The sequence below is a fragment of the Nocardioides sp. genome (assembly GCF_047606145.1).
Lineage (GTDB): Bacteria > Actinomycetota > Actinomycetes > Propionibacteriales > Nocardioidaceae > Nocardioides.
Window position 1 is genome coordinate 48,823 of the sequence record NZ_JASGET010000025.1, and the last position, 19,424, is coordinate 68,246.

Annotated in this window: 19 protein-coding genes; 9 read left to right on the top strand and 10 right to left on the bottom strand. The window is 70.1% G+C overall.

Translation table 11 applies throughout. The features are described 5' to 3' along the window. The first annotated feature begins 126 nt into the window (after nt 1-126). The 4 genes from QM638_RS04210 (at nt 127) to QM638_RS04225 (ending at nt 4,424) form a co-directional block, all read left to right on the top strand. A complete protein-coding gene (locus QM638_RS04210; protein ID WP_415140685.1) occupies nt 127-387 on the top strand; it encodes a peptidase inhibitor family I36 protein in 261 nt (86 codons plus the stop codon). Further along, complete coding sequence (locus QM638_RS04215; RefSeq protein WP_415140686.1) at nt 387-1,103, top strand: ABC transporter ATP-binding protein; 717 nt, start codon at nt 387-389, stop codon at nt 1,101-1,103. The genes QM638_RS04210 and QM638_RS04215 overlap by 1 nt, the downstream gene beginning before the upstream one ends. Before the next feature lie 7 nt (nt 1,104-1,110). Beyond that, the gene (locus tag QM638_RS04220; protein ID WP_415140687.1) at nt 1,111-3,546 is read left to right on the top strand and encodes a hypothetical protein; all 2,436 of its coding nucleotides are present in this window, start codon (nt 1,111-1,113) and stop codon (nt 3,544-3,546) included. Nucleotides 3,547-3,836: 290 nt separating this feature from the next. Further along, on the top strand, nt 3,837-4,424 hold the full coding sequence (locus QM638_RS04225; protein WP_415140688.1) for a hypothetical protein: 588 nt from the start codon (nt 3,837-3,839) through the stop codon (nt 4,422-4,424). 324 nt (nt 4,425-4,748) lie between these two features. Here QM638_RS04225 and QM638_RS04230 read toward each other — a convergent pair whose 3' ends face one another. Further along, nucleotides 4,749-6,107 carry a M20/M25/M40 family metallo-hydrolase gene (locus QM638_RS04230; protein ID WP_415140689.1) on the bottom strand — a complete coding sequence of 453 codons (1,359 nt, stop codon included), beginning with the start codon at nt 6,105-6,107 and terminating at the stop codon, nt 4,749-4,751. A gap of 130 nt (nt 6,108-6,237) precedes the next feature. On the opposite strand from QM638_RS04230, the gene QM638_RS04235 reads away from it, so the two are divergent. After that, complete coding sequence (locus QM638_RS04235; RefSeq protein ID WP_415140690.1) at nt 6,238-6,945, top strand: VC0807 family protein; 708 nt, start codon at nt 6,238-6,240, stop codon at nt 6,943-6,945. Between the two features lie 52 nt (nt 6,946-6,997). Continuing rightward, a complete protein-coding gene (locus QM638_RS04240; RefSeq protein ID WP_415140691.1) occupies nt 6,998-8,026 on the top strand; it encodes an NADPH:quinone oxidoreductase family protein in 1,029 nt (342 codons plus the stop codon). A 27-nt stretch (nt 8,027-8,053) separates the two neighbouring features. Here the strand turns inward: QM638_RS04240 and QM638_RS04245 are convergent, their stop codons facing one another. Genes QM638_RS04245 through QM638_RS04270 form a run of 6 tightly spaced genes read right to left on the bottom strand, consistent with a single transcriptional unit; the run spans nt 8,054 to nt 14,173 of the window. Further along, on the bottom strand, nt 8,054-9,742 hold the full coding sequence (locus tag QM638_RS04245) for a sensor histidine kinase (protein ID WP_415140692.1): 1,689 nt from the start codon (nt 9,740-9,742) through the stop codon (nt 8,054-8,056). Beyond that, nucleotides 9,739-9,930 (bottom strand): hypothetical protein, encoded by a 192-nt coding sequence (locus QM638_RS04250; protein WP_415140693.1) that lies wholly within the window; start codon nt 9,928-9,930, stop codon nt 9,739-9,741. Before QM638_RS04250 ends, QM638_RS04245 begins: the two co-directional genes overlap by 4 nt. Further along, on the bottom strand, nt 9,927-11,414 hold the full coding sequence (locus QM638_RS04255) for a glycosyltransferase family 2 protein (RefSeq protein WP_415140694.1): 1,488 nt from the start codon (nt 11,412-11,414) through the stop codon (nt 9,927-9,929). The genes QM638_RS04250 and QM638_RS04255 overlap by 4 nt, the downstream gene beginning before the upstream one ends. Continuing rightward, nucleotides 11,407-12,135, bottom strand: a complete 729-nt coding sequence (locus QM638_RS04260; protein WP_415140695.1) for a PHP domain-containing protein — start codon at nt 12,133-12,135, stop codon at nt 11,407-11,409. Before QM638_RS04260 ends, QM638_RS04255 begins: the two co-directional genes overlap by 8 nt. Then, nucleotides 12,132-13,157, bottom strand: coding sequence for an ATP-grasp domain-containing protein (locus tag QM638_RS04265; protein WP_415140696.1), 1,026 nt, complete (start codon nt 13,155-13,157; stop codon nt 12,132-12,134). Before QM638_RS04265 ends, QM638_RS04260 begins: the two co-directional genes overlap by 4 nt. A gap of 5 nt (nt 13,158-13,162) precedes the next feature. Continuing rightward, nucleotides 13,163-14,173 (bottom strand): response regulator, encoded by a 1,011-nt coding sequence (locus QM638_RS04270; RefSeq protein WP_415140697.1) that lies wholly within the window; start codon nt 14,171-14,173, stop codon nt 13,163-13,165. Between the two features lie 171 nt (nt 14,174-14,344). Between QM638_RS04270 and QM638_RS04275 the strand changes: the two genes are divergently transcribed. Further along, entirely contained in the window at nt 14,345-15,436 is a 1,092-nt protein-coding gene (locus QM638_RS04275) for a carboxylate-amine ligase (RefSeq protein WP_415140698.1), read from the top strand. A 3-nt stretch (nt 15,437-15,439) separates the two neighbouring features. Here the strand turns inward: QM638_RS04275 and QM638_RS04280 are convergent, their stop codons facing one another. Further along, nucleotides 15,440-15,769, bottom strand: coding sequence for a plasmid stabilization protein (locus tag QM638_RS04280; protein WP_415140699.1), 330 nt, complete (start codon nt 15,767-15,769; stop codon nt 15,440-15,442). 153 nt (nt 15,770-15,922) lie between these two features. Between QM638_RS04280 and QM638_RS04285 the strand changes: the two genes are divergently transcribed. Next, a complete protein-coding gene (locus QM638_RS04285; RefSeq protein ID WP_415140700.1) occupies nt 15,923-16,675 on the top strand; it encodes a GAF and ANTAR domain-containing protein in 753 nt (250 codons plus the stop codon). Nucleotides 16,676-16,804: 129 nt separating this feature from the next. Here QM638_RS04285 and QM638_RS04290 read toward each other — a convergent pair whose 3' ends face one another. Then, nucleotides 16,805-16,972, bottom strand: a complete 168-nt coding sequence (locus QM638_RS04290; RefSeq protein ID WP_415140701.1) for a hypothetical protein — start codon at nt 16,970-16,972, stop codon at nt 16,805-16,807. A gap of 262 nt (nt 16,973-17,234) precedes the next feature. On the opposite strand from QM638_RS04290, the gene QM638_RS04295 reads away from it, so the two are divergent. Next, on the top strand, nt 17,235-18,059 hold the full coding sequence (locus tag QM638_RS04295; protein ID WP_415140702.1) for a sigma-70 family RNA polymerase sigma factor: 825 nt from the start codon (nt 17,235-17,237) through the stop codon (nt 18,057-18,059). 91 nt (nt 18,060-18,150) lie between these two features. On the opposite strand, the gene QM638_RS04300 is transcribed toward QM638_RS04295, so the two are convergent. After that, nucleotides 18,151-19,272 (bottom strand): enolase C-terminal domain-like protein, encoded by a 1,122-nt coding sequence (locus QM638_RS04300; RefSeq protein WP_415140703.1) that lies wholly within the window; start codon nt 19,270-19,272, stop codon nt 18,151-18,153. Nucleotides 19,273-19,424 lie beyond the last annotated feature (152 nt).

The window sequence follows — 19,424 nt, forward strand, 5'->3', positions numbered from 1 at the left end:
TCAGGTATTGTGGTGAAGAGTGTTGCGGCCGCGGCCGGAGCGACCGCCATGATCGGCGTTGGCTACGTGGGTGTGGAGGCTGCAACGCTCCCCGGTGCCCCGACATGCGGCGGCACCGCGCTTCACGTGTGCATCTACTCGAGCAACAACTACGTCGGCGAGATCGGCGACCGCGCAGCGGGCAAGGGCGTGGCCAACATCAACCCGGCCTACAACGACCAGATGGACTCGTGGTGGAACGAGACCAACTCGAAGGCACGCTGGTACTACGACGGCAACGGCAAGGGCACGTGCAACAACTTCGCTCCGGGCACCCGGGACGGCAACATCGGGGTCAACCCCAGCGACGAGCTCTCCTCGTGGGCAACCAACGGTTACTGTAAGTAATGACCGTTCAGCAACAGGAGGCGGCCGTCCGCGTCGTGATGGCTGCCTCTTTGCAGAAGATCTTCGAGCTTGAGTCCGAACGCGTCACTGCGGTTGCCGGAGTCGACCTGACCGTCGTCGCCGGCGAATTCGTCTGTCTCTTCGGCGCAAGCGGTTCCGGGAAGTCGACTCTGCTCAACTTGGTCGCTGGTCTCGAGGTGGCTAGCGGCGGGGAGCTGGCCGTATGCGGCCTCGACCTCGTCCACGCCTCAGACCAGGAACGCGCAAACCTTCGGCTGTCGCGTGTCGGGGTGGTCTTCCAGGATCACAACCTCCTCGACGAATTCACCGCGTTGGAGAATGTCATGCTGCCTCTTGAGGTTGCGGGCTGGTCGACGCGGGCCGCGGTTGCAGAAGCGATGTCCCAGCTGGAGAAGGTGGGTCTCGGCGGGCTTGAGGACCGGTACCCCCGCCAGATGTCGGGCGGTCAGCGGCAGCGCGTGGGAATCGCGCGCGCCCTAGTCGGGGATCGTTCCCTGCTGTTGGCCGACGAACCGACAGGATCACTCGACTCGGCCAATTCACTGGCGCTCTTCGAACTCCTGCGGGCCTTATCGGAGCGGGGCCAAGCGGTCCTGCTCGCCACGCACGAAGAGCGGGCAATCCGTTACGCCGACCGTTGCTTCGTGATGACTGATGGCGCGATCGAGCCGATCAGTTCTCTAGACCTTAGGTGAGCCAAACGTGGCTGTGACATACGTCGCCAGACAATCCTCCGCTCGCACCGCAGTGCGGCTCGCGATCCGTCTGGGAAGATCGCGGATCATCAGGCGGCTGGGCCTGATCCCACTCGTCGGTGCGGTTGCCGGCATCGCGCTGTTCGTCTCCTTGACTGCGCTGGACCTCTCCCCCGACCAGGTCCGCCAACGCGACTTCGGAACCTTCGACGCTATGGCGCAACTCGGCGACAGTGCCGCCGGGCAGCCCAGCCCGCTGGCCACGAAAGCGCGCGCGCTCCTGAGCGAACGGGGGCTGTCGTCGCAGACGACGCTGCTTTCCCAGGTTCAGCCCTCAGACCAGACGATGCGACCCTTGCCTCTTCTTGAAGGCAACTGGGGAAACGCGGGCTGGGACAGTCGATATGTCTTGAAGGCAGGCAGCTGGCCAACCCGGCCGGGTCAGACGGCAGTCTCCACGACGTTAAGCAAGACCTTTCCCGTTGGGACCACCGTGTCCGTCGCCTCCGGGCACGGAAGTCTGAAGGTCGTTGCCATCATCGACGACATCTTCGATCAAGACGGCCAGCAGTTCATGTCCGCGCCCGGCACCTTCGCGTCCTTCGATTGGGCGGCGCTGCGGGCATCGGGGAGTTCCCTGAGTGCTACCCAGACGCTGTGGTGGCACGACAACGATCCGTTGGCGACCGCGAACGCCCTCGCGAAACACGGCGTCCAGTTCGATTCAGTCAACACGCCCGGAGCGAGTCCCTCGCACTGGATCGACAGGATCCCGATCTGGTACAAGATCCCGAGCGTGGGTCTGGCGTTGGGGTCCTGCATCTGCGCCTTCGGTCTTGCCCGACGACACCAACGGCGGCGGATCCAAACACTGCTTGCAGTGGGAGTCCTCCCTCGAACCTCGACCACCGCCTCAGCGTTGGCGCTGGCTGGGGCCGTGTTCCTGAGCACTTTGATCGGAGCCCTGCTCGGCGTGGTTGCCGGACTGGGGGTGAGAGCCATTCTCGCGGGCAGAGTGGACAGGCCGCTCTCGCCATTCACGGTCCCCCTCGGGGCTGTTGGCACATGGCTCTTGTTGACAGTTGTCGGCTGCGTGGTCGGCAGCGTCGCGCTCCGAGTGACGTCACAGCCCGGCGTCAGGCGGCTTCGCCTTCCTGCCGGCCGCAAGGCGCGGATCGTGTCCCGTGGGCTGATCGCAGTTCTGGCCCTGGTCGCTGCGGTCTACGCCGCGCGGACCCGTCAGCTCGTCGACGCGACCCTGCTGATGGCGCCGCTCACCGTCATCGCGATTCTCCTCGCGCCAGAACTAGTGCGCGGACTTTCCCGTTGGCGCGTCTCGGCAACGACAGAGCCCCGGGTGCGCCTGATCGCCCGACATGTCGACTCTGAGCACTGGCGCCCAACCGTTGTGCTCATCTTGAGCGTCATCGCGATCGGACCGGTCATCCTGGTGCCGACACTGACGCGCACCATCCTCGCCACCGAGAACCAGCAATTGGCCTCGACGGCCGCGCCGGGCCAGATATTGGTGACCGGGCCTAACGGCGGCGGCGGCCGACCCCAACAGAAACTTCTTGACGCCCTTGCCGCGGCCGCCCCCACCACCGCCGACCAGGTCAAGGTCTACGACCTGTCCAAGGGAAGCCGGGCAGTATCCCTGGACCCCCAGGCAGGTCTGATTGCTGCGGTCGCCTCCGTCGATGACGCTCAAGACCTCGCCAACGGGCATCTCACTGCCGACCAGCGGACGGTTCTTGCTCGCGGAGGCGTGCTGACGTGGAACCGCGACGGCGATGACCACGCGATCTACATTCGCGACGGCCTCAAGCAGGCTAAGACCAAACCCATCGACGTACTCAACGCGCCATTCCAGAAGTCCTGGGAAGGGCTCTATTCCGGTCTCATGCTCCTGCCAGCAGCAAACGCGCTCGAGCTGCCGCATACCTGGACGACGCAGGTGTTCACCGGGCTCTCCATCACACAAGCCAGCACCATGATGCAGGACCTCGAAGCCCGGGGCCTGGACACCTCCTCGGTATATGCCTACCGCCCGCCCGTGCCCTACACACTTCCGGTCGTCTTCGATGTCGCCCGGATCGGTGTAGAAGCGATCCTCCTACTGGTCGGCATTGCACTCGCCAACGTCCAGGTACGCACCCTGCGTCGCCACGGAAGGTCCCTCCACACCCTCGGGATCCCCCGAGGATGGATCGGACAGGTGATCGGAGGCGAGATGCTCGCTCTTTTCGTGGCCGGAGCCGTCCTGACGATTCTCATCGTCGACACTCCGGTCCTCGCCGTGGCCAGCCGGATCCGTGGCGTGCGGGTCTCGATTCCCGTTCTCGAGATCGGCGTCGTTGCCGGACTGATCCTGATCATCACTGCAGCCGCAGTCTGGACAGGGACCCACAGGATCGATACCGGCACCGGAACCGAGGAGTGATTCGATGGAGCGTCCCGCGGCACGGCCGTGAGGTCACCCTCGCTCATCTGACTCATCGCCGTGATCCGCGGTGCTGGCGGCCCGCGATCGGCGCTAGGGCGAAGGCGGGGTCCTAGGAGGCGGCGGTCTTCGGCGCCGAGCGCGGAGCCGGCCGTCTTCGAACCACGCCTTGGTCTCAATGCGTATCGACTTGCGGTTGCCGACCTCAGCGAACTGCGCAAGCGCGGCGACCAACGCAAGGACGCCCTGCCCAGGCCTCGTGAAGGTCATGAAAGTGACCTCGCCCTCCGATGGTCGCCGACACCGCGCGCTGCGCTGTTCACCGAAGCCAACTCACCGAGTATGCCGACCTGCCCGAGGTCCCGAACCCGCCAGCCTGCCTGGAACCGCAGAACCGACCTGCGTGCTGTCGCAACATCAGCGGCAACATGGTCCTCAACATCGACCTCGAGGCGTTCAAGACCCACCAGCACGACCTCATGGTCGGCTCGTTCGAGCGCACCGACTGGTCTACCGGACCCCGCTCGGCCAACGAGCGCCACAACTCCCTGCTCAACTGGGCACACTCCGGCGCCAACCTCTCGCGCCGCTCGATGGCACCACGCAAGACCGCCTTCTACGCCCTGACCCTCGATGCCTCGATCGCGGTCACGAACGTGCGCGTTATCGAGATCCTCGAAGCCAAGGCCAACACCCACGACGGTGTCGTGATCGCCCCGCCCGGCAAGACCAATAAGCGACAGTGGGAAGCAACACTCGCATCACTCCCGGGCCCCGCGGCGTCGCGGCTTGACGAGATAACTACAGCTGCAGCCACCACGAAGCGCCCGACCCCATTGAAAAGTTGGACGCCTCGTCGCGTCACGAGACAGCGATGAATCGTGGGAGTCCCAGGCCCCGATCGAACCCATCACGACCACCGGCATCTGGCCGCTCGGAGGGTCGGATCGGTCAGACCAGCGACCGGTACCTCCCGGCGCCAGAGAAGGCCACTGAACAGCCGCAGACATCGCGCTACAGGCCGCCGAACTACTTTGACGGACCATGGGAGAAGCAGGTAGCGAACCTTGGGAGCGGTTTCCGAACGGCCGAGGCGACCTGCAAACCTCAAGCGCGCACACCAGCGACTGGCCCGAGGCCTTCGATCCGGGGCCTTGGCTGTCCCAGTCCATCGAGCTGGTCCAACGATCGAGGATCCGGGATCAGATCTCGTCGAGGAACCGGTCCATCACCCGTACGCCGAACTCCAGGGCGTCGGTCGGCACCCGCTCGTCCACGCCGTGGAAGAGCCCGGTGAAGTCGAGGTCCTCGGGCAGCCGCAGGGGCGCGAAGCCGAACGAGGCCATGCCGAGGCTGCGGAAGTGCTTGGCGTCCGTGCCCGCCGACATCAGGTAGGGCGCCACCATCGCGTCGGGGTCCTCGGCGAGCAGCGACCTGGTCATCGCGTCCACCAGCTCGCCGTCGTACGGCGTCTCCCAGGGCCGCTGGTTGGTGATGAAGTCGAGCTCCACGCCGTCACCGCACAGCGCGCGCAGGGTGGTGAAGAAGTCGTCCTCGAAACCGGGCAGGAAGCGGCCGTCGAGGTGTGCCGTCGCCTCGGTCGGGATGACGTTGACCTTGTATCCGGCCCCCAGCATCGTCGGGTTGGCGATGTTGCGCAGGGTGGCGCCGAGCATCCGGACGGCGGGACCGAACTCCTCGACCAGCCGCTCGGCGTTCTCCGGGGTGGCCTCGACCCCGGCCAGCTCGCCGACCGCGGCCAGCAGCGTGCGCATCGTCGGGGTGAGCTGCACCGGCCACTCGTGCGCGCCGATCCGCGCCACCGCGCCGGCGAGCCTGGTCACCGCGTTGTCGCGGTTGATCATCGAGCCGTGCCCCGCCGTGCCGCGCGCGGTCAGCCGCATCCAGGCCATGCCCTTCTCCGCGGCCTCGACCAGGTAGAGCCGCCGTCCGCGGACGGTGGTGGAGAATCCGCCGACCTCGCCCACCGCCTCGGTGCAGTGAGCGAGCTCGTCGGCATGGTCGGTGACCAGTACCTGCGCGCCGCGGTGGCCACCGGCCTCCTCGTCGGCGGTGAAGCAGAGCACGACCGGACGGTCCGGGACCCGGCCGGTCCGCTGCCGCTCGCGCACCACCGCCAGCAGCATGGCGTCGAAGTCCTTCATGTCCACCGCGCCGCGGCCCCACAGATAGCCGTCCCGGATCTCCCCCGCGAACGGGTCGACCTGCCAGTCCTCGGCCGCGGCCGGGACCACGTCGAGGTGGCCGTGCAGCAGCAGCGCTCCCTCACCATCGCGCCCGGCGCGACCGTCATGAGCGTCGCGGCCGCGGCCACCGCCCCAGTGGGCGATCACCGACGCCCGGCCCGGGTCGGACTCGTAGACGGTGGCGGCGATGCCGACCTCGTCGAGGCTGGCGGCGACGTACTCCGCGGCCGCCCGCTCGCCCGGCCCGGACCCGTCGCCGAAGTTGCTGGTGTCCATCCGGATCAGGTCGCGGGCGATCCCGACGACCTCGGCCTCGGCCCCCGAGGGCTGCGGGTTGGCGACATCGTCGGTCATGGCGCCACGGTATCCGGCCTGTGAGTACCACAAGATTTCACCCACAGGCGCCGTCGGCGGTCTCCACCGGGTCCGCAGCCAGGTTATGGTCGTACGACGTCCACTGCCCACCACCGCCGCGGAGATCCCGATGCCGACCAGCACCGCCCCCGACGAGAACGCCGAGGGGATCGCTCCGGCGGACGCCTCGGCGACCGGAGAGCTCGACCTCATCGAGATGGGCGAGCTGCGCACGGTCATCCGGCGGGCGGTGTTCCTGATGGTCGAGACCGTGCTGGTGCCGACCATCATCCTGTACGGCGCGATGCGCACCGTGGGCACCGTCGCCGGCCTGGTGGGCGTGCTCGTCTGGTGCGCGCTGACCATGGCGGCCCGCTTCTCCCTCGGCCGCGGCGTGCCCTCCACCCTGCTGCTGGTGGTCGGCATCCTGGTGGCGCGTACGGCGATCGCGCTGGCGTGCAGCAGCGTCTGGCTCTATCTGTTGCAGCCGATCGCCGCATCCGTGCTGATGGCGCTCGTCTTCGTCGGCTCCGCGGCGCTGGGGCGGCCGATCACCAAGCGGCTCGCGCTGGACTTCATCCATCTTCCCGAGCGCCTGCTGACCGATCACCGGATGCACCGGGTGTTCATGGAGGTGGCGCTGATCTGGGGCTTCACCCGGATGCTCGACGCCGGCCTGAGCCTGAACTCGCTGCTCAGCTGGGGGGTCGACGCCGGCGTGCTGGTGCGCGGGGTCCTCTCCATCGGCCTGACCGCGCTCTCGATCGCCGGGTGTGCCTACTGGGGCTGGCGCCGGGTGCGAGCGATCCCCGGGACGAGGCTGCAGTTCCGCAGCTGACCCGGAGCAGCCGGGCCGGCCGTAGTCTGCTCGCGTGACCCAGGATCGCACGATGAGGGCGTGGCAGGTGGCCGAGCTCGGCGAGCCGGCCGCGGTGATGAGACTGCAGGACGTGGCGGCGCCCCGGCCCGGTCCGGGCCAGGTGGTGGTGCGGGTGCTGGCCGCACCGGCGAACTTCCCCGACGCGCTGATGTGTCGCGGGCTCTACCAGATCCGCCCCGACCTGCCCTTCACCCCCGGGGTGGAGCTCTGCGGCGAGGTCGTCGCCGTCGGCGAGGGGGCCGGCGGCCGGGAGCGGCCGCAGGTCGGCGACCGGGTGCTGGGTGCCTCGGTGCTGCCCTACGGCGGCTTCGCCGAGCTCGCCCTGATGGACACCGCGACGACGTTCCCCGCGCCCGCGTCGCTCGACGACGCCGAGGCCGCCGCGCTCTACGTCGGCTACCAGACCGGCTGGTTCGGGCTGCACCGGCGAGCCGGGCTGCGCCCCGGCGAGACCCTCCTCGTCCACGCCGCCGCGGGCGGCGTCGGCAGCGCCGCGGTCCAACTCGGCAAGGCGGCCGGCGCGACCGTGATCGGCGTGGTCGGCGGGGCCGACAAGGCGCGGGTCGCCCACCGGCTCGGCGCCGACCTGGTGGTGGACCGCCAGGTCGAGGACTTCGTGACGGTGGTCATGGACCACACCGACGGCCGCGGCGCCGACGTGATCTACGACCCGGTCGGAGGCGAGACCTACCGACGATCGACGAAGTGCGTGGCCTTCGAGGGCCGGATCCTGGTGATCGGCTTCGCCGGCGGCGAGATCCAGTCGGCGGCCCTCAACCATGCGCTGATCAAGAACTACTCGATCCTCGGCCTGCACTGGGGCCGCTACCACACCATGGACCCCGACGCGGTCGCCGAGTGCCATCGCACCCTGACCGACCTCGCCGACCGTGGCCTGATCCGTCCGCTGGTCGGCGAGCGGGTGCCGCTGGCCGAGGCCGCCCACGGCGTCCAGCGGCTCGCCGACGGCGGCACGGTGGGCCGGGTGGTCGTCACGCCGGGAGCCCCGGCCTCGTCCGCGCGGCGGACGAGCGGCTGACCGCGCGCCGCCGAGGCCGGCACGGTGCTATCGCGGCAGGACGATCCGGAACTCCGTGCCGACGCCCTCGTCACTGCTGACGTCCAGCCGTCCCCCGTGGGCGAGCACCACCGCCCGGGTGATGCTCAGGCCGAGGCCGACTCCGGGGACCGCGTGCCGGGTCGCCGTCGAGGCACGGAAGAACCGCGAGTAGAGCTGAGCGATCTCGGCGCTGGGGATGCCGATCCCGGTGTCGCGCACGGTGATGGTCGCGGTCTCGGCGTCGGCCGCCAGCGTCACCGTCACCGCGCCGCCCTCGGTGCTGAACTTGACCGCGTTCGAGATCAGGTTGTCCACGGCCTGGCCGAGACGGACCGGATCCCCGGACACCGTGGTCGGTTCCGGTCCGATGTCGGCCACCAGATCCACGCCGGCGGCCAGCGCCGCCGGCCGGGCCGAGGCGATCGCGGCGTCGACGACGTCGTGCAGATCCACCTCCTGCGGATCGAGGGCGAACCTGCCGGACTCCACCTGGGTGGTGAACAGCAGGTCGCCGACGAGCTTGAGCAGCCGCCGCGCGTTGCGCTCGACCACCACGAGGTAGTCGCGCTGCTCGTCGCTGGGCGGGCGCTCGGGATCGTGCTGCAGCAGATCGACGTACCCGATGATGGAGGACAGCGGGGTGCGCAGCTCGTGCGAGATCATCCCGATGAACTCGTCCTTGAGCCGGGCGACCTCGGCGGCCTTGGTCTCGTCCAGGACCACCAGGAGGTAGCCGAGCTGCTCGCCGGAGGCGTCCCGGCGCGGTGTCACGGTCAGCCGTGCCGGCACCAGGCGCTCGTCGGCCGCGACGATCCCGATCTCACAGTCGGCCGGGAGATCGTTGTTCGCGAGCACCAGCAGTTCCCGGATCCGCTGCTCGGCGTCGGGCAGGATGTCCGCGATCCGCAGGCGCCCGACGGCCTCCTCGAGCGAGTGTCCGAACAGGTTGGTGGCGCCCGGGTTCCAGGTCATCACCAGCCCGTCGGCGTCGGTGCTGATCAGCGCCAGCGAGGTGGTCGCCTCCCACATGCTGTGATAGGTCGCCAGCAGCTCGCGATAGCGCTGCTCGCTGGCTTGGAGTCGGGCCAGGATGTCGATGTTCTGGCTCAGCGCCGCGGACCTCTCCGCGGCCAGCTCCTCCGCCGCATGGGCCCGCGTGCGCTGTTGCCTGGACAGCTCGTTGATGACCGCGGCCACGGTGGCGTACACCGCCGGCACCGTGACGCTGCGCAACCAGGCGGTGCCGGTCGTCGGCGGCGTCGTGAGGTACGGGATCAGCAGGACGATGGCGGTGAGTACGGCGACCACCAGGATCTGCCGCGCCCCGGGCGCCGCCGCGAGCCACACCACCGGCACCAGGATGAGGGCGGAGAACAACGACGAGGAGCCGCCGGTGCCCGCCCGGAAGAGCCCCAGTCCGATGAGGTCCAGGATCGGCACCACCAGGGTGAGCTGACCCTCGTCGATCCTCGAGGTCGACAGCAGCGCGGCGACGGCGGTCGCAAGCGCCACCAGCGCGACGCCGGTGATCGCCTGGGCCGGCTCCACCGCCGCCAGATGAGGCACGAAGGCGACGAGCAGGACCGAGCAGAAGAGCAGCACCACCGTCGGGGTCTGCTTGATCAGCGTGTTCGGATGGTCGACGTACCGGCGCCAGCCGGGGACCGGCTCGTCCACCATGGCCGTGGCGCTCACCACCCGTACAGCTCTCGGATCGCGATGACCGCGGCCACCACCACCAGCGCCAGCAGGGCCTGGGCCAGCAGCCGGTGCTCGAGCCGAGCGTCGCGCTCGATGTCCTCGCGGCCCCGGCCCGACGCGTCCGTGTCCGGTGTCGGCCCTGGTGTCGGCCCCGGTGTCGGCCCCGGTGTCGGCCCCGTCATCCGAGCACCCTTCCGACCTTCTCGGTCTTGACCCACGCCGCCTCATGGCCCCGCCACTCCTTGAGGTAGGAGTCGACGGTGATGGCACACAGCAGCGATCCGTAGCCGACCAGGTAGATCAGCGCCGGCGAGACGAACCGGCCGAGCCGGGTCCGCTCCACCGCCCGTGCCAGCCAGGCGCCCAGCATCGCCAACGGCCCCCACAGGTAGAGCGCGATCGCCCAGTCGGTCCGATCGCCGTGCGAGGGGCCGACCAGCTGCGTCAGCCCATCCTCCAGCAGACCGGGACACAGCGCCGCGACCATCATCGCCAGGCCACCGATCCCGGGGAAGAGCAGCGCCTCGCGCCAGGAGCGGCGACCGGTTCGCCCGTCCAGCTGGACGGCGAGCACGATCGAGTACACGTAGGTGCACGCGGCGATGATCCACATCAGGCGGAAGACGTGTGCGGCGACGCCGCTGTGCAGCACCAGCAGCAGGAGCAGGCTGGCGGAGGCGACCACCATCAGCACCGGCAGCAGCAGGGTGCTGAACCACATCAGGCCGAACGACACCCGGCCCAGCCGGTGGGTCCGCCCGGGACGGAACCACAGATCGCGGTAGTGGCTGGTCAGCTGGACGTTCCCACGCGACCACCGCAGGCGCTGCTGCCACAGCCCGTCGATCGTCCGGGGCTCCTCGGCGAGCGCCACCGCATGCGGCTCGAAGACCATCCGGCGTCCCCGCAGCTGGGACTCGAAGGTCGTCATCGTGTCCTCGGCGAGCGTCCCGGTGGGGATGCGACCACCGATGGCCTCCAGGTTCTCCCTGGCGTGCAGCTGTGCTCCGCCGGCCAGGCAGGCGATCGCGCCGAGCACGTTCTGGGCCCGCCGGGCGGCCAGCTGGGCGAGCACGTACTCCAGGCCGATGAAGCGTGTCAGGTAGTTGCGGTCACGGCTCCCCTCGGCGATGTACGCCGTGACCGCCCCGACCTTCGGATCCGCCAGGTGGCGAGTCATCTTCGCCAGCGCGTCGGGCCGGAAGATCACGTCGGCATCCATGATCAGTACGGCGCCGGCCCACGCCTCGGAGAGCACCGTCGAGATGCCGTGGTTGAGCGTATGGGCCTTGCCCTCTCCCCCGCGTTCTCGTCTCAGATGCACCACGCGGCCCGGGTTGGCGAGCGCCCTCGAGGCGACGATCGTCGGCGTCTGGTCGGTGGAGGCGTCGTCGACGACGTAGACGCGCAGCCGCTCGGGTGGATAGTCGAGCGAGAGCAGCCGGTCGATCGAACCGCCGATGACCGGCGCCTCGTTCCAGGCGGGCAGCACCACCGCCACGTTCGGCAGGTACGGCGCGGCTCGGCGGTAGTGGTTGATCACCGCATGGAGCGGGACGAGCAGGCACTGGTAGAGGGTGGTGAGCACCGGCATGGTCCCGGCCAGGACGCCGAGAAGCAGGACGACCACGGCCGTGTCGTCTGCCACCGCCCACCACTCACTCATCTGCCGACCCTCCCGGCTCGATCGCTCGCAGCAGCTCGACGACCCGGTGGTAGCGGCCGACCTCGTCGGCATGGTGGCTGTCCGTGGAGCCCACCAGCCGGGCGCCGGCCTCGAGCGCGGCGGCGAGCGCCAGTGGCCCGGGACAGCCCCACTTCTCGTTGACCTCGATCGTGGTCTCGGAGGATGCCGCCGCCTGCGCCCAGACCCGCAGCCGCTCGGGCCCCAGCTGCGACTCGTCGAGACCGATCTTCGGCAGGATGGAGAAGCAGTGCGCGAGCTGATTCCCCGGATACCGCCGCATCGCCCGCACGATGGCCTCCACCAGCAGGTCCAGGGCATCGGCGGCCGGCAGTCCGTCGGCCAGCCGGGCCGCCGTCCGGGCCGGCGACCAGGGACCGTCGGTCCCGGGGAACTGGTGGTCGGCGATCAGGATCGTCTCCACGCCGTGCGGCAGCTCCGGTACGTCGAGCAGGCCGGTGGAGTCCACGATCTTCGCCTCCACCCCGGTTCGGATCCTCAGTCCCTCGACCGGTCGGAGCCCGGCGACGGCCGCCACGAACTCCGGCACCCAGTCGGTGCTCCGCCGTACGTGCTCGACCAGGCGGACCTCCCTCAGCCCGGCCACCTGCGCCGCCGCGACGTTCTCGGCGAGGGTGGACCGCGCGTCGTCGGAGAAGGTCGAATGGACATGGTGGTCGACCTCCAGGACGGGGTGCCTCATGTCCGCTCGCTTCCGGCGAGCTCCTCGTCCTGATGCCCGGCGTGGGCCGAATCCAGCACCTCGCCGGGGTCGATGAAGACGTCCTCGAGATAGCGGACCGAGGCCAGGCTGCGGAACGGCAGACGCGAGGGAAGCGGTCGTCCCAGGAACAGGTCGACCACCAGCGCGGGGATGTCGACTCCCGCCGCGATGGTCAGCGGCAGCGCGCCCGGGAAGCGCGGGTTCACCTCCAGCAGCGCCGCACGGCCGGCCCGGTCACGACGCAGCTGCACGTTCGCCACGCCGACCAGGCCGATCGTCTCCGCCACCGCCGTCGCGGTCTCCTCCAGCTCGGCGTCGTGCACGGTCCGCCCGGCGATGGCGACGCCGGAGTCGACCCGGGCGCGGATGCGCGGCACTGCCGCGACCACCCGCGAGTGGGCGTCCGCCAGCACGTCCACCGAATACTCCTCACCCGGCAGGAGGTCCTGCACGATCAACCCGTCCGGCCCCTCGCGAACCGGCAGCGCCTCGAGCGCCGCGCGGTCGGGAACCAGCCGCACCCCGCGGCTGCCGGCCCCCGACCTCGGCTTGGCGAAGACCGGGAACTCCCAGTCATGGGCGAGCGCGTCGGGGCCGGCCAGCACGGTCCGCGGCACGGTGACCGCGGTGGCACAGCACTCGGCCAGCGCCAGCTTGTCCAGGCACACCTCGAGGGTGGATTGGGACGGGGCGGCGAGGACGGCGGGCGCGATCGCCGCTCGCCGCCCGGCCAGGGAGGTGAGCTCGGCGTCGACCGTCGAGATCACCAGGTCGATGCGGTCGTCGGCCACCATGGTGGCCAGCGCCGGCACGAAGGCGCTGCCGCTCCCGGGCTCGACCAGTCGGCGCCGCTCGGCCGGCACGAGATAGAGGCCGCTGGCCCACCCGTCCATGTCCGCGGCGAAGACCAGCAGGTCCGTACGCTCCTGCAGCGATCGGATCACCGCCACCCCCGCCGGGCCGCCGGCGCCGGTGACCAGCACCCGCGTGACCGGGCTCACCGGGCTCACCGGACGGCACCCGAGCGCTCGACCAGGTGCGCCAGATCCACGGTGTCGCGCACGACCTCGAGCGGCTCGGCCGCCTTGCCGCCGGTGAATCTGGACCAGTAGCGCGCGGTGGCATTGACCATGTCGGGCGCCATGTAGTCGCGGTTGTCGCTCTGGGAGGCGAAGCAGGACAGCAGCTCCAGCTTGCGCTCCAGGAACCCGTCGACCACGACGAACCGCAGCGGTCGGAAGTCGATGGTCGCGGACGGGCTCTGGAAGCAGGCCACCGTGCCGACCAGACGGGTGGCGACGATGGTCGCATCGTGCACGGCGCGATGATCCTGGTGCCGGTCGTGGCCGCTGTGGGTGTAGACGATGGTCGGCGCCACCTCGTTGACCACCTCCTCGATCAGCCGGACGGTGCGTCCGTCACCCACCATCTCGGTGTCGACCAGGTCCTTCATGAACAGCCGGGCGCCGAGCAGCTCGGCCGCCGCCAGCGACTCCATCTGCCGGCGGTCCGCATCGCCGCCACGAGCGCCACGCGACATGGTGAGGATGGTGATGTGATCGCCCATCTCGCAGTGCGCGGCCAGGATGCCCCCCACCCCGATCTCGACGTCGTCCGGATGTGCGCCCACCGCGAGGACCGTCTGCCGCGGGCGACCGGGGCGCCGCGCCCGGCCCTCGGCCGCCAGGCGGGTGACGACCTCGACCAGCGCCGCGTTGTCCAGCGGCTTGGTCAGGAACTCGTCCGCCTGTGCCCGCAGCGCCGAGACCGCGTAGTCCACCGAGACGTGCGCGGTCATCACCACCACCGGCAACCACGGCGCCTCCCGCCGGATCGCCTCCAGCAGCTCCAGGCCGCCCAGCCCGGGCATCTCGATGTCGGTCACCACCACATCGGGCTCGAAGGACCGCACCGCCGCGGCGGCGGCGTGGCCGTCCCCGGCGAGCTCGACGACGCAGTGCGCACGGCGCTCGAGCAGCACTCGCACCAGGTTCCCGAGATCCGGATCGTCGTCCACGACCAGCACACGAGGCGTCTCAGCGACCACCGGCGCCCTCCGTTTCATCCCCCATCGTGGGTAGAGCCTGCCTCAACGATAGACGGAGTCGGTCCTCGAGGCGGCCCGAACGGCCCGGCTGATCCCGGCTGATCCCGGCTGATCCGCGAAGGTCTTGGGTATCTTCCTCACATGCCGGGTCGCACGGTGGGCGTCGAGGAGGAGATGCTGCTGGTCGATCCGCACACCCGTAGGCCCGTGCCCTCCTCCGATCAGGTGGTCGACGAGGACGGCGCCGAGCACGAGCTCTTCCTCGAACAGGTCGAGACCCAGTCCGACCCGCACCACGCCATCGCCGAGGTACGCCGGGACCTGACCCGATCGCGGCTGGTGGCCGCCGAGGCGGCACGAGCGGCCGGCACCCGGTTGGCCGCGATGCCCACCCCGATCATCCCCGCCGCGGACTGGCACATCACCCCGAAGCTCCGCTATCGGCTGATGCTGGCACGGTTCGGCGAGGTCGGCCGTCGAGCGCTGGTGTGCGGCACCCACGTGCACGTCCAGATCCGCGACGACGACGAGGGCGTCGCCGTACTCGATCGCCTGCGGCCGTGGCTGCCACTCGTCCTCGCCCTCTCCGCGAACTCGCCCTTCGGCCTCGGCGTCGACACCGGCTATGCCAGCTGGCGCTCCCAGGTGTGGGAGTCATGGCCGTCCGCGGGGCCCACCGAGCCGTTCGGCGACGCCGCGACCTACCGCCGTGCGGTGACCGATCTCATCGACTCGGGCGCCGCGATGGACCCCGGGATGATCTACTTCGACGCCCGACTCTCCTCCTCCTACCCCACCGTGGAGGTCCGGGTGTGCGACGTGTGCACCGACCTCGACGACACCATGGTGATCGCCGCGGTGGTGCGTGCCCTGGTGGAGACCTGCGCCGAGGCGTGGCGTCTGCGCGAACCGGCCTGCGACTGGCGGGTCGAGCTGCTGCGCGCGGCGCGATGGCGGGCACGACGCGACGGCCTCGGGGACCGGTTGATCGACCCGCTCACGGGGCGTCTGGTGCCGGCGACCGAGGCGCTGGGCACGCTGTTGGAGAGGATCGGACCGGCCCTGCGGGACGCCGGGGACGACGGTCTGGTCGAGCGCGGCCTGCGGAGGTTGCACCGCCACGGCACCGGGGCGGCCCGGCAGCGCCTGATGGCGGGGCCGGACCACGACCTGCGAGCCGTCGTCGACGACATGATCGCCCGGACCTCGCCGGCCCCCACGGCGCGGCGCTGAGCCTCAGCGCCCGCCCAGCGCCTTCTCCAGCTGTGCCTTCGACATCGAGGAGCGGCCCTTGATGTTGCGCCTCTTCGCCTCGGCGTAGAGCTGGTCCTTGGTGCGGCCGCCCTCACCCCGATGCGAGCGCAGGCCGCCGCGTCGAGACGAGGAGATGTCCTGGGTGGAGGTCTTGCTGGTCCGCTTCGACTCGCCCGCCCGGGCGCGGTCCTTGTTCACCGTCCGCGCGGCGATCTCGCTGGCCTCGTCCTCACGGTGGCCCCGGCTCTCGAGCCCGTCCTTGATGTGTTCGTACTCGCGCTCGCGCTTCTTGCTCCATGCCTGTTGCGGCATCACGATCTCCTCTCCTCGCTGCTCGGCTCGGCGTACGCCGGACCGGTACCCGAAACCGCGGCCGGCATGCCCGCACCGGACCCCGCCGGGCGTGGGCGGCTGGGCGCGTCCCCCGCGATTGAAGCGGCCACCACCGAGTGCTTGACTGCACGCGTGAGCCAAGCCTCTGACGAGACGACCTCGGACGTGACGACCAAGCGCCTGGGAGCCCGGACCACGACGGCCTCGGCGGCGGGGTTCGCGGAGATGGCCGCCGCGATCCACAACGAGGACACCGTCGAGCAGACGGTCGAGTTGATCCTTCGGTTCGCGCTCACCGCGCTGCAATGCGGCTACGCCGGCGTGAGCCTGCGCCGGGGGCGGGGCATCGAGACCATCGCCAGCACCGACGAACTCGTCGCCGGGCTCGACGAGCTCCAGCTGGAGCTCGACGAGGGCCCCGACATCGACCTGATCTCGGACCGGGTCGGCGTCCTGGTCACCGACATCCGGCACGAGTCCCGGTGGCCGCGCTGGAGCAGCCGGGTCGCGAAGGCGGGCATTCGCAGCATGCTCGGCGCGCGGCTCTACACCGACAAGGAGACCGTCGGCACCCTCAACCTCTACGATCCAAGCCCGAACCGGTTCGACCTCGAGGACCAGGCGGTCGCCCAGATCTTCGCCCGACACGCCGCCATCGCACTCTCCCAGGCCCAGGAGACGGCCAACCTGTGGCACGCCATCGACGCCCGCAAGCGCATCGGGCAGGCACAGGGCATCCTGATGGAGCGTTACGACCTCTCCGAGGATCAGGCCTTCCAGGTCCTCCTCCGCTACTCGCAGAGCAACAACATCAAGCTGCGCCTGGTGGCCGAGCAGCTGATCACCACCCGCGACCTGCCCGGTGGCAGTCCCGCCCAGGTCTGATCCGCAGCCGCTCACCCCTCACCACCGTCGCGGCGCAGCGATCGCACCACCGGACCGGCCGGCTCGCCCGGGCGTCGTACCCCCCGGGATGGCACGATCTCGGCGGGCCCGAGGAGGAGCTCGGTGAGCTCAGGCCTGGCGCCAGGGTCGGGTCAACCGTTCCAGGATCCGGTACTCCTCGGCCGCGAGCTCGAGCAGGCGAGCGTCGTCCTCGGGGCGATCGCCGCCCTGGGAGATGGCCTGCACCTCGGCCTCGACCAGCTCGAGTCGATGCGCCAGCGGCGTGGGGTCCTCCATGGTGCTCACTCCTTGGTCGTCGGATGAAACGTCGGCTGGAACGTCAGGGGTCGCGACTGCCGGGGTCTCGATACGCCGCCGCTGGTCCCTCACGGCGGCTACTCGACCGACGGGTGAGTCGACGCTGGTCTCCGGCCAGTACCCCCTGGCGCCGCCCTCATGCGGCCACGCCCGGCCTTGGCAGCGCCATCGCCGCGTGCTTGACTGGCGGGGAGCGGCCAAGCCACGTGCCGTGCGGAACGACTGAGGCCGGAGATCACCGGTGAGTCACTCGACCGTTCTCGATATCAGCCCCCTCCCCAAGCTCGAACCGCCGCGGTCGCGTCGCGGCCGGGAGACCCGAACCAAGCAGCTCCTCCACCAGTTGCGCACCTGCGACGCCGCAGACGAGTCCCGACGCGACGAGCTCCTCGAACGGATCGTCGAGGTCAACATGCCGGTGGCCCGGCTGCTCGCGCGGCACTACGCCGGGCGTGGCATCGCAGCCGAGGACCTGGAGCAGATCGGCTATCTCGCCCTGGTCGCGGCCACGCGCCGGTTCGATCCCGGTCGCGCCAACGACTTCCTCTCCTACGTGGTGCCCACCATCAAGGGCGAGCTGCGTCGGGCGTTCCGCGATCTCGGCTGGATGGTGCGCCCGCCCCGTCGGCTCCAGGAGCTGCAAGCCAAGATCTGGGCGGCCGAGGCCGAGTTGACCCAGCGGCTGGGGCTCTCCCCCACGCCGGCCGAGCTCGCCACCGAGGTCGAGGCCAGCACCGCCGATGTCATCGAGGCCCTGAGCATCGACGGCTGCTTCTCCCCCACCTCCCTCGACGCCGACACCGGGGACGAGGGTGACGGTGCCGTGATCGACCGGCACGGCGGTCCCGATACCGGCTACGCGCATGCCGAGATCCGGATGATGGTGGAGCCGCTGCTGGCGCGGCTCAGCCGACGCGATCACCGGATCATCGAGCTGCGGTTCTTCCACGGATGGAACCAGCAGCGGATCGGAGAGGAGATCGGCGTCACCCAGACCCAGGTCTCCCGCCTGATCAGCCGGATCATGGCCGACCTCCGGGTGGCGCTCGCCGACGACGCCGCCTGACCACCGTCGGGGTCCTGCCGCAGGCTCACGTCCCCCGGAGCCGGCGGCAGGATCTCCTCACCGTGGCAGTCCGTGGTGATCGGCACGCCGCTCAGGCCACCCGGTACGGCGCCAGGTCCGGCTCCTTGAGCCGATAGCCGTGACCGATGCTCGGCGAGCGCGCCCGGAGCCGACCGAGCTGGGGATCCTCCGCGCCGTCCAGGAAGCGGCACTCGATCCGGGCGTGGTCGTGGAACCACTCCAGGTGCCGCACGTTCTGGGTCGCGGCCGCGGCCGCCAGATGCGCGTGCGGGGCGCAGTGGCCGGAGACGTCCAATCCGTACGACGAGGCGATCGCGGCGGCCCGGAGCCAGCCGGTGATGCCGCCACAGCGGGTGACGTCGACCTGCAGACAGTCCACCACCTCGCACAGCCGCCGCATCTCGTAGACGTCGTCGGCGTACTCCCCCGCGGCCACGTCCAGGTCCAGGCTGGTGCTGGCTCGGGCCAGACCCTCCTTGTCGTCGCTGGTCACCGGCTCCTCGAACCAGGCCACGTCGTAGGCCTCCAGGCTCCGACCGACCTGGATCGCCTGCTTGCGTCGATAGCCGCCGTTGGCATCGACGAAGAGGGCCGCGTCGCCGAGCACCTGCTTGGCCTCGCCGACCCTGGCCAGATCACGGCGGACGTTCCCGCCCCCGCGTTCGCCGATCTTGATCTTCACCGCGCCCATGCCGGCCTCCAGCCAACCCCGCAGCTGAGCCGTCATGGTGGCGGTGTCGTAGGTGACGAATCCACCGCTTCCGTAGACGGCGACCTCGTCGTGCACCAGGCCGAGCAGAGCCGCCAACGGCACGTCGAGCAGCCTGGCCTTGAGATCCCACAACGCCACGTCCACCGCAGACTCGGCGTACGAGGCGAGACCGACCTGGCCGAAGTCGCGGATCGCCGTGCTCATCACCCGCACGCACCGCGGGATGGCGAACGCCGGCAGGCCGATCAGCCGCGGTGCGAGCGTCTGGGCGATCAGGCCCGCGCAGGGTGCGGGTGCATATGTCCAGCCGAGGCCGGTGCAGCCGGCCGCGGTCAACTCGACGCACACCATGGTGGTGCTCCTCCAGGCGAACGTGCCATCCGCCTCCGGCGTGTCGGTCGGGATCGTGTACGCGCTGGTGGACACCTCCTCGACCTGCGGGCCGTCGAGGAGCGGTGGAAGCGTGCTGACCGAGCCCATGGAGGCGGGGTACCCCGCCCCCGGCCGTCACATTCGCCCGAGGACACGACTCGCGGCCGAACCGCACGACCCGGACAGTTGCGGCACATGCCATCCGCACCTGCGGGTACCGCCTGTGCGAACGCACGATTCCGGGCCGCCGCCCGGTCGAC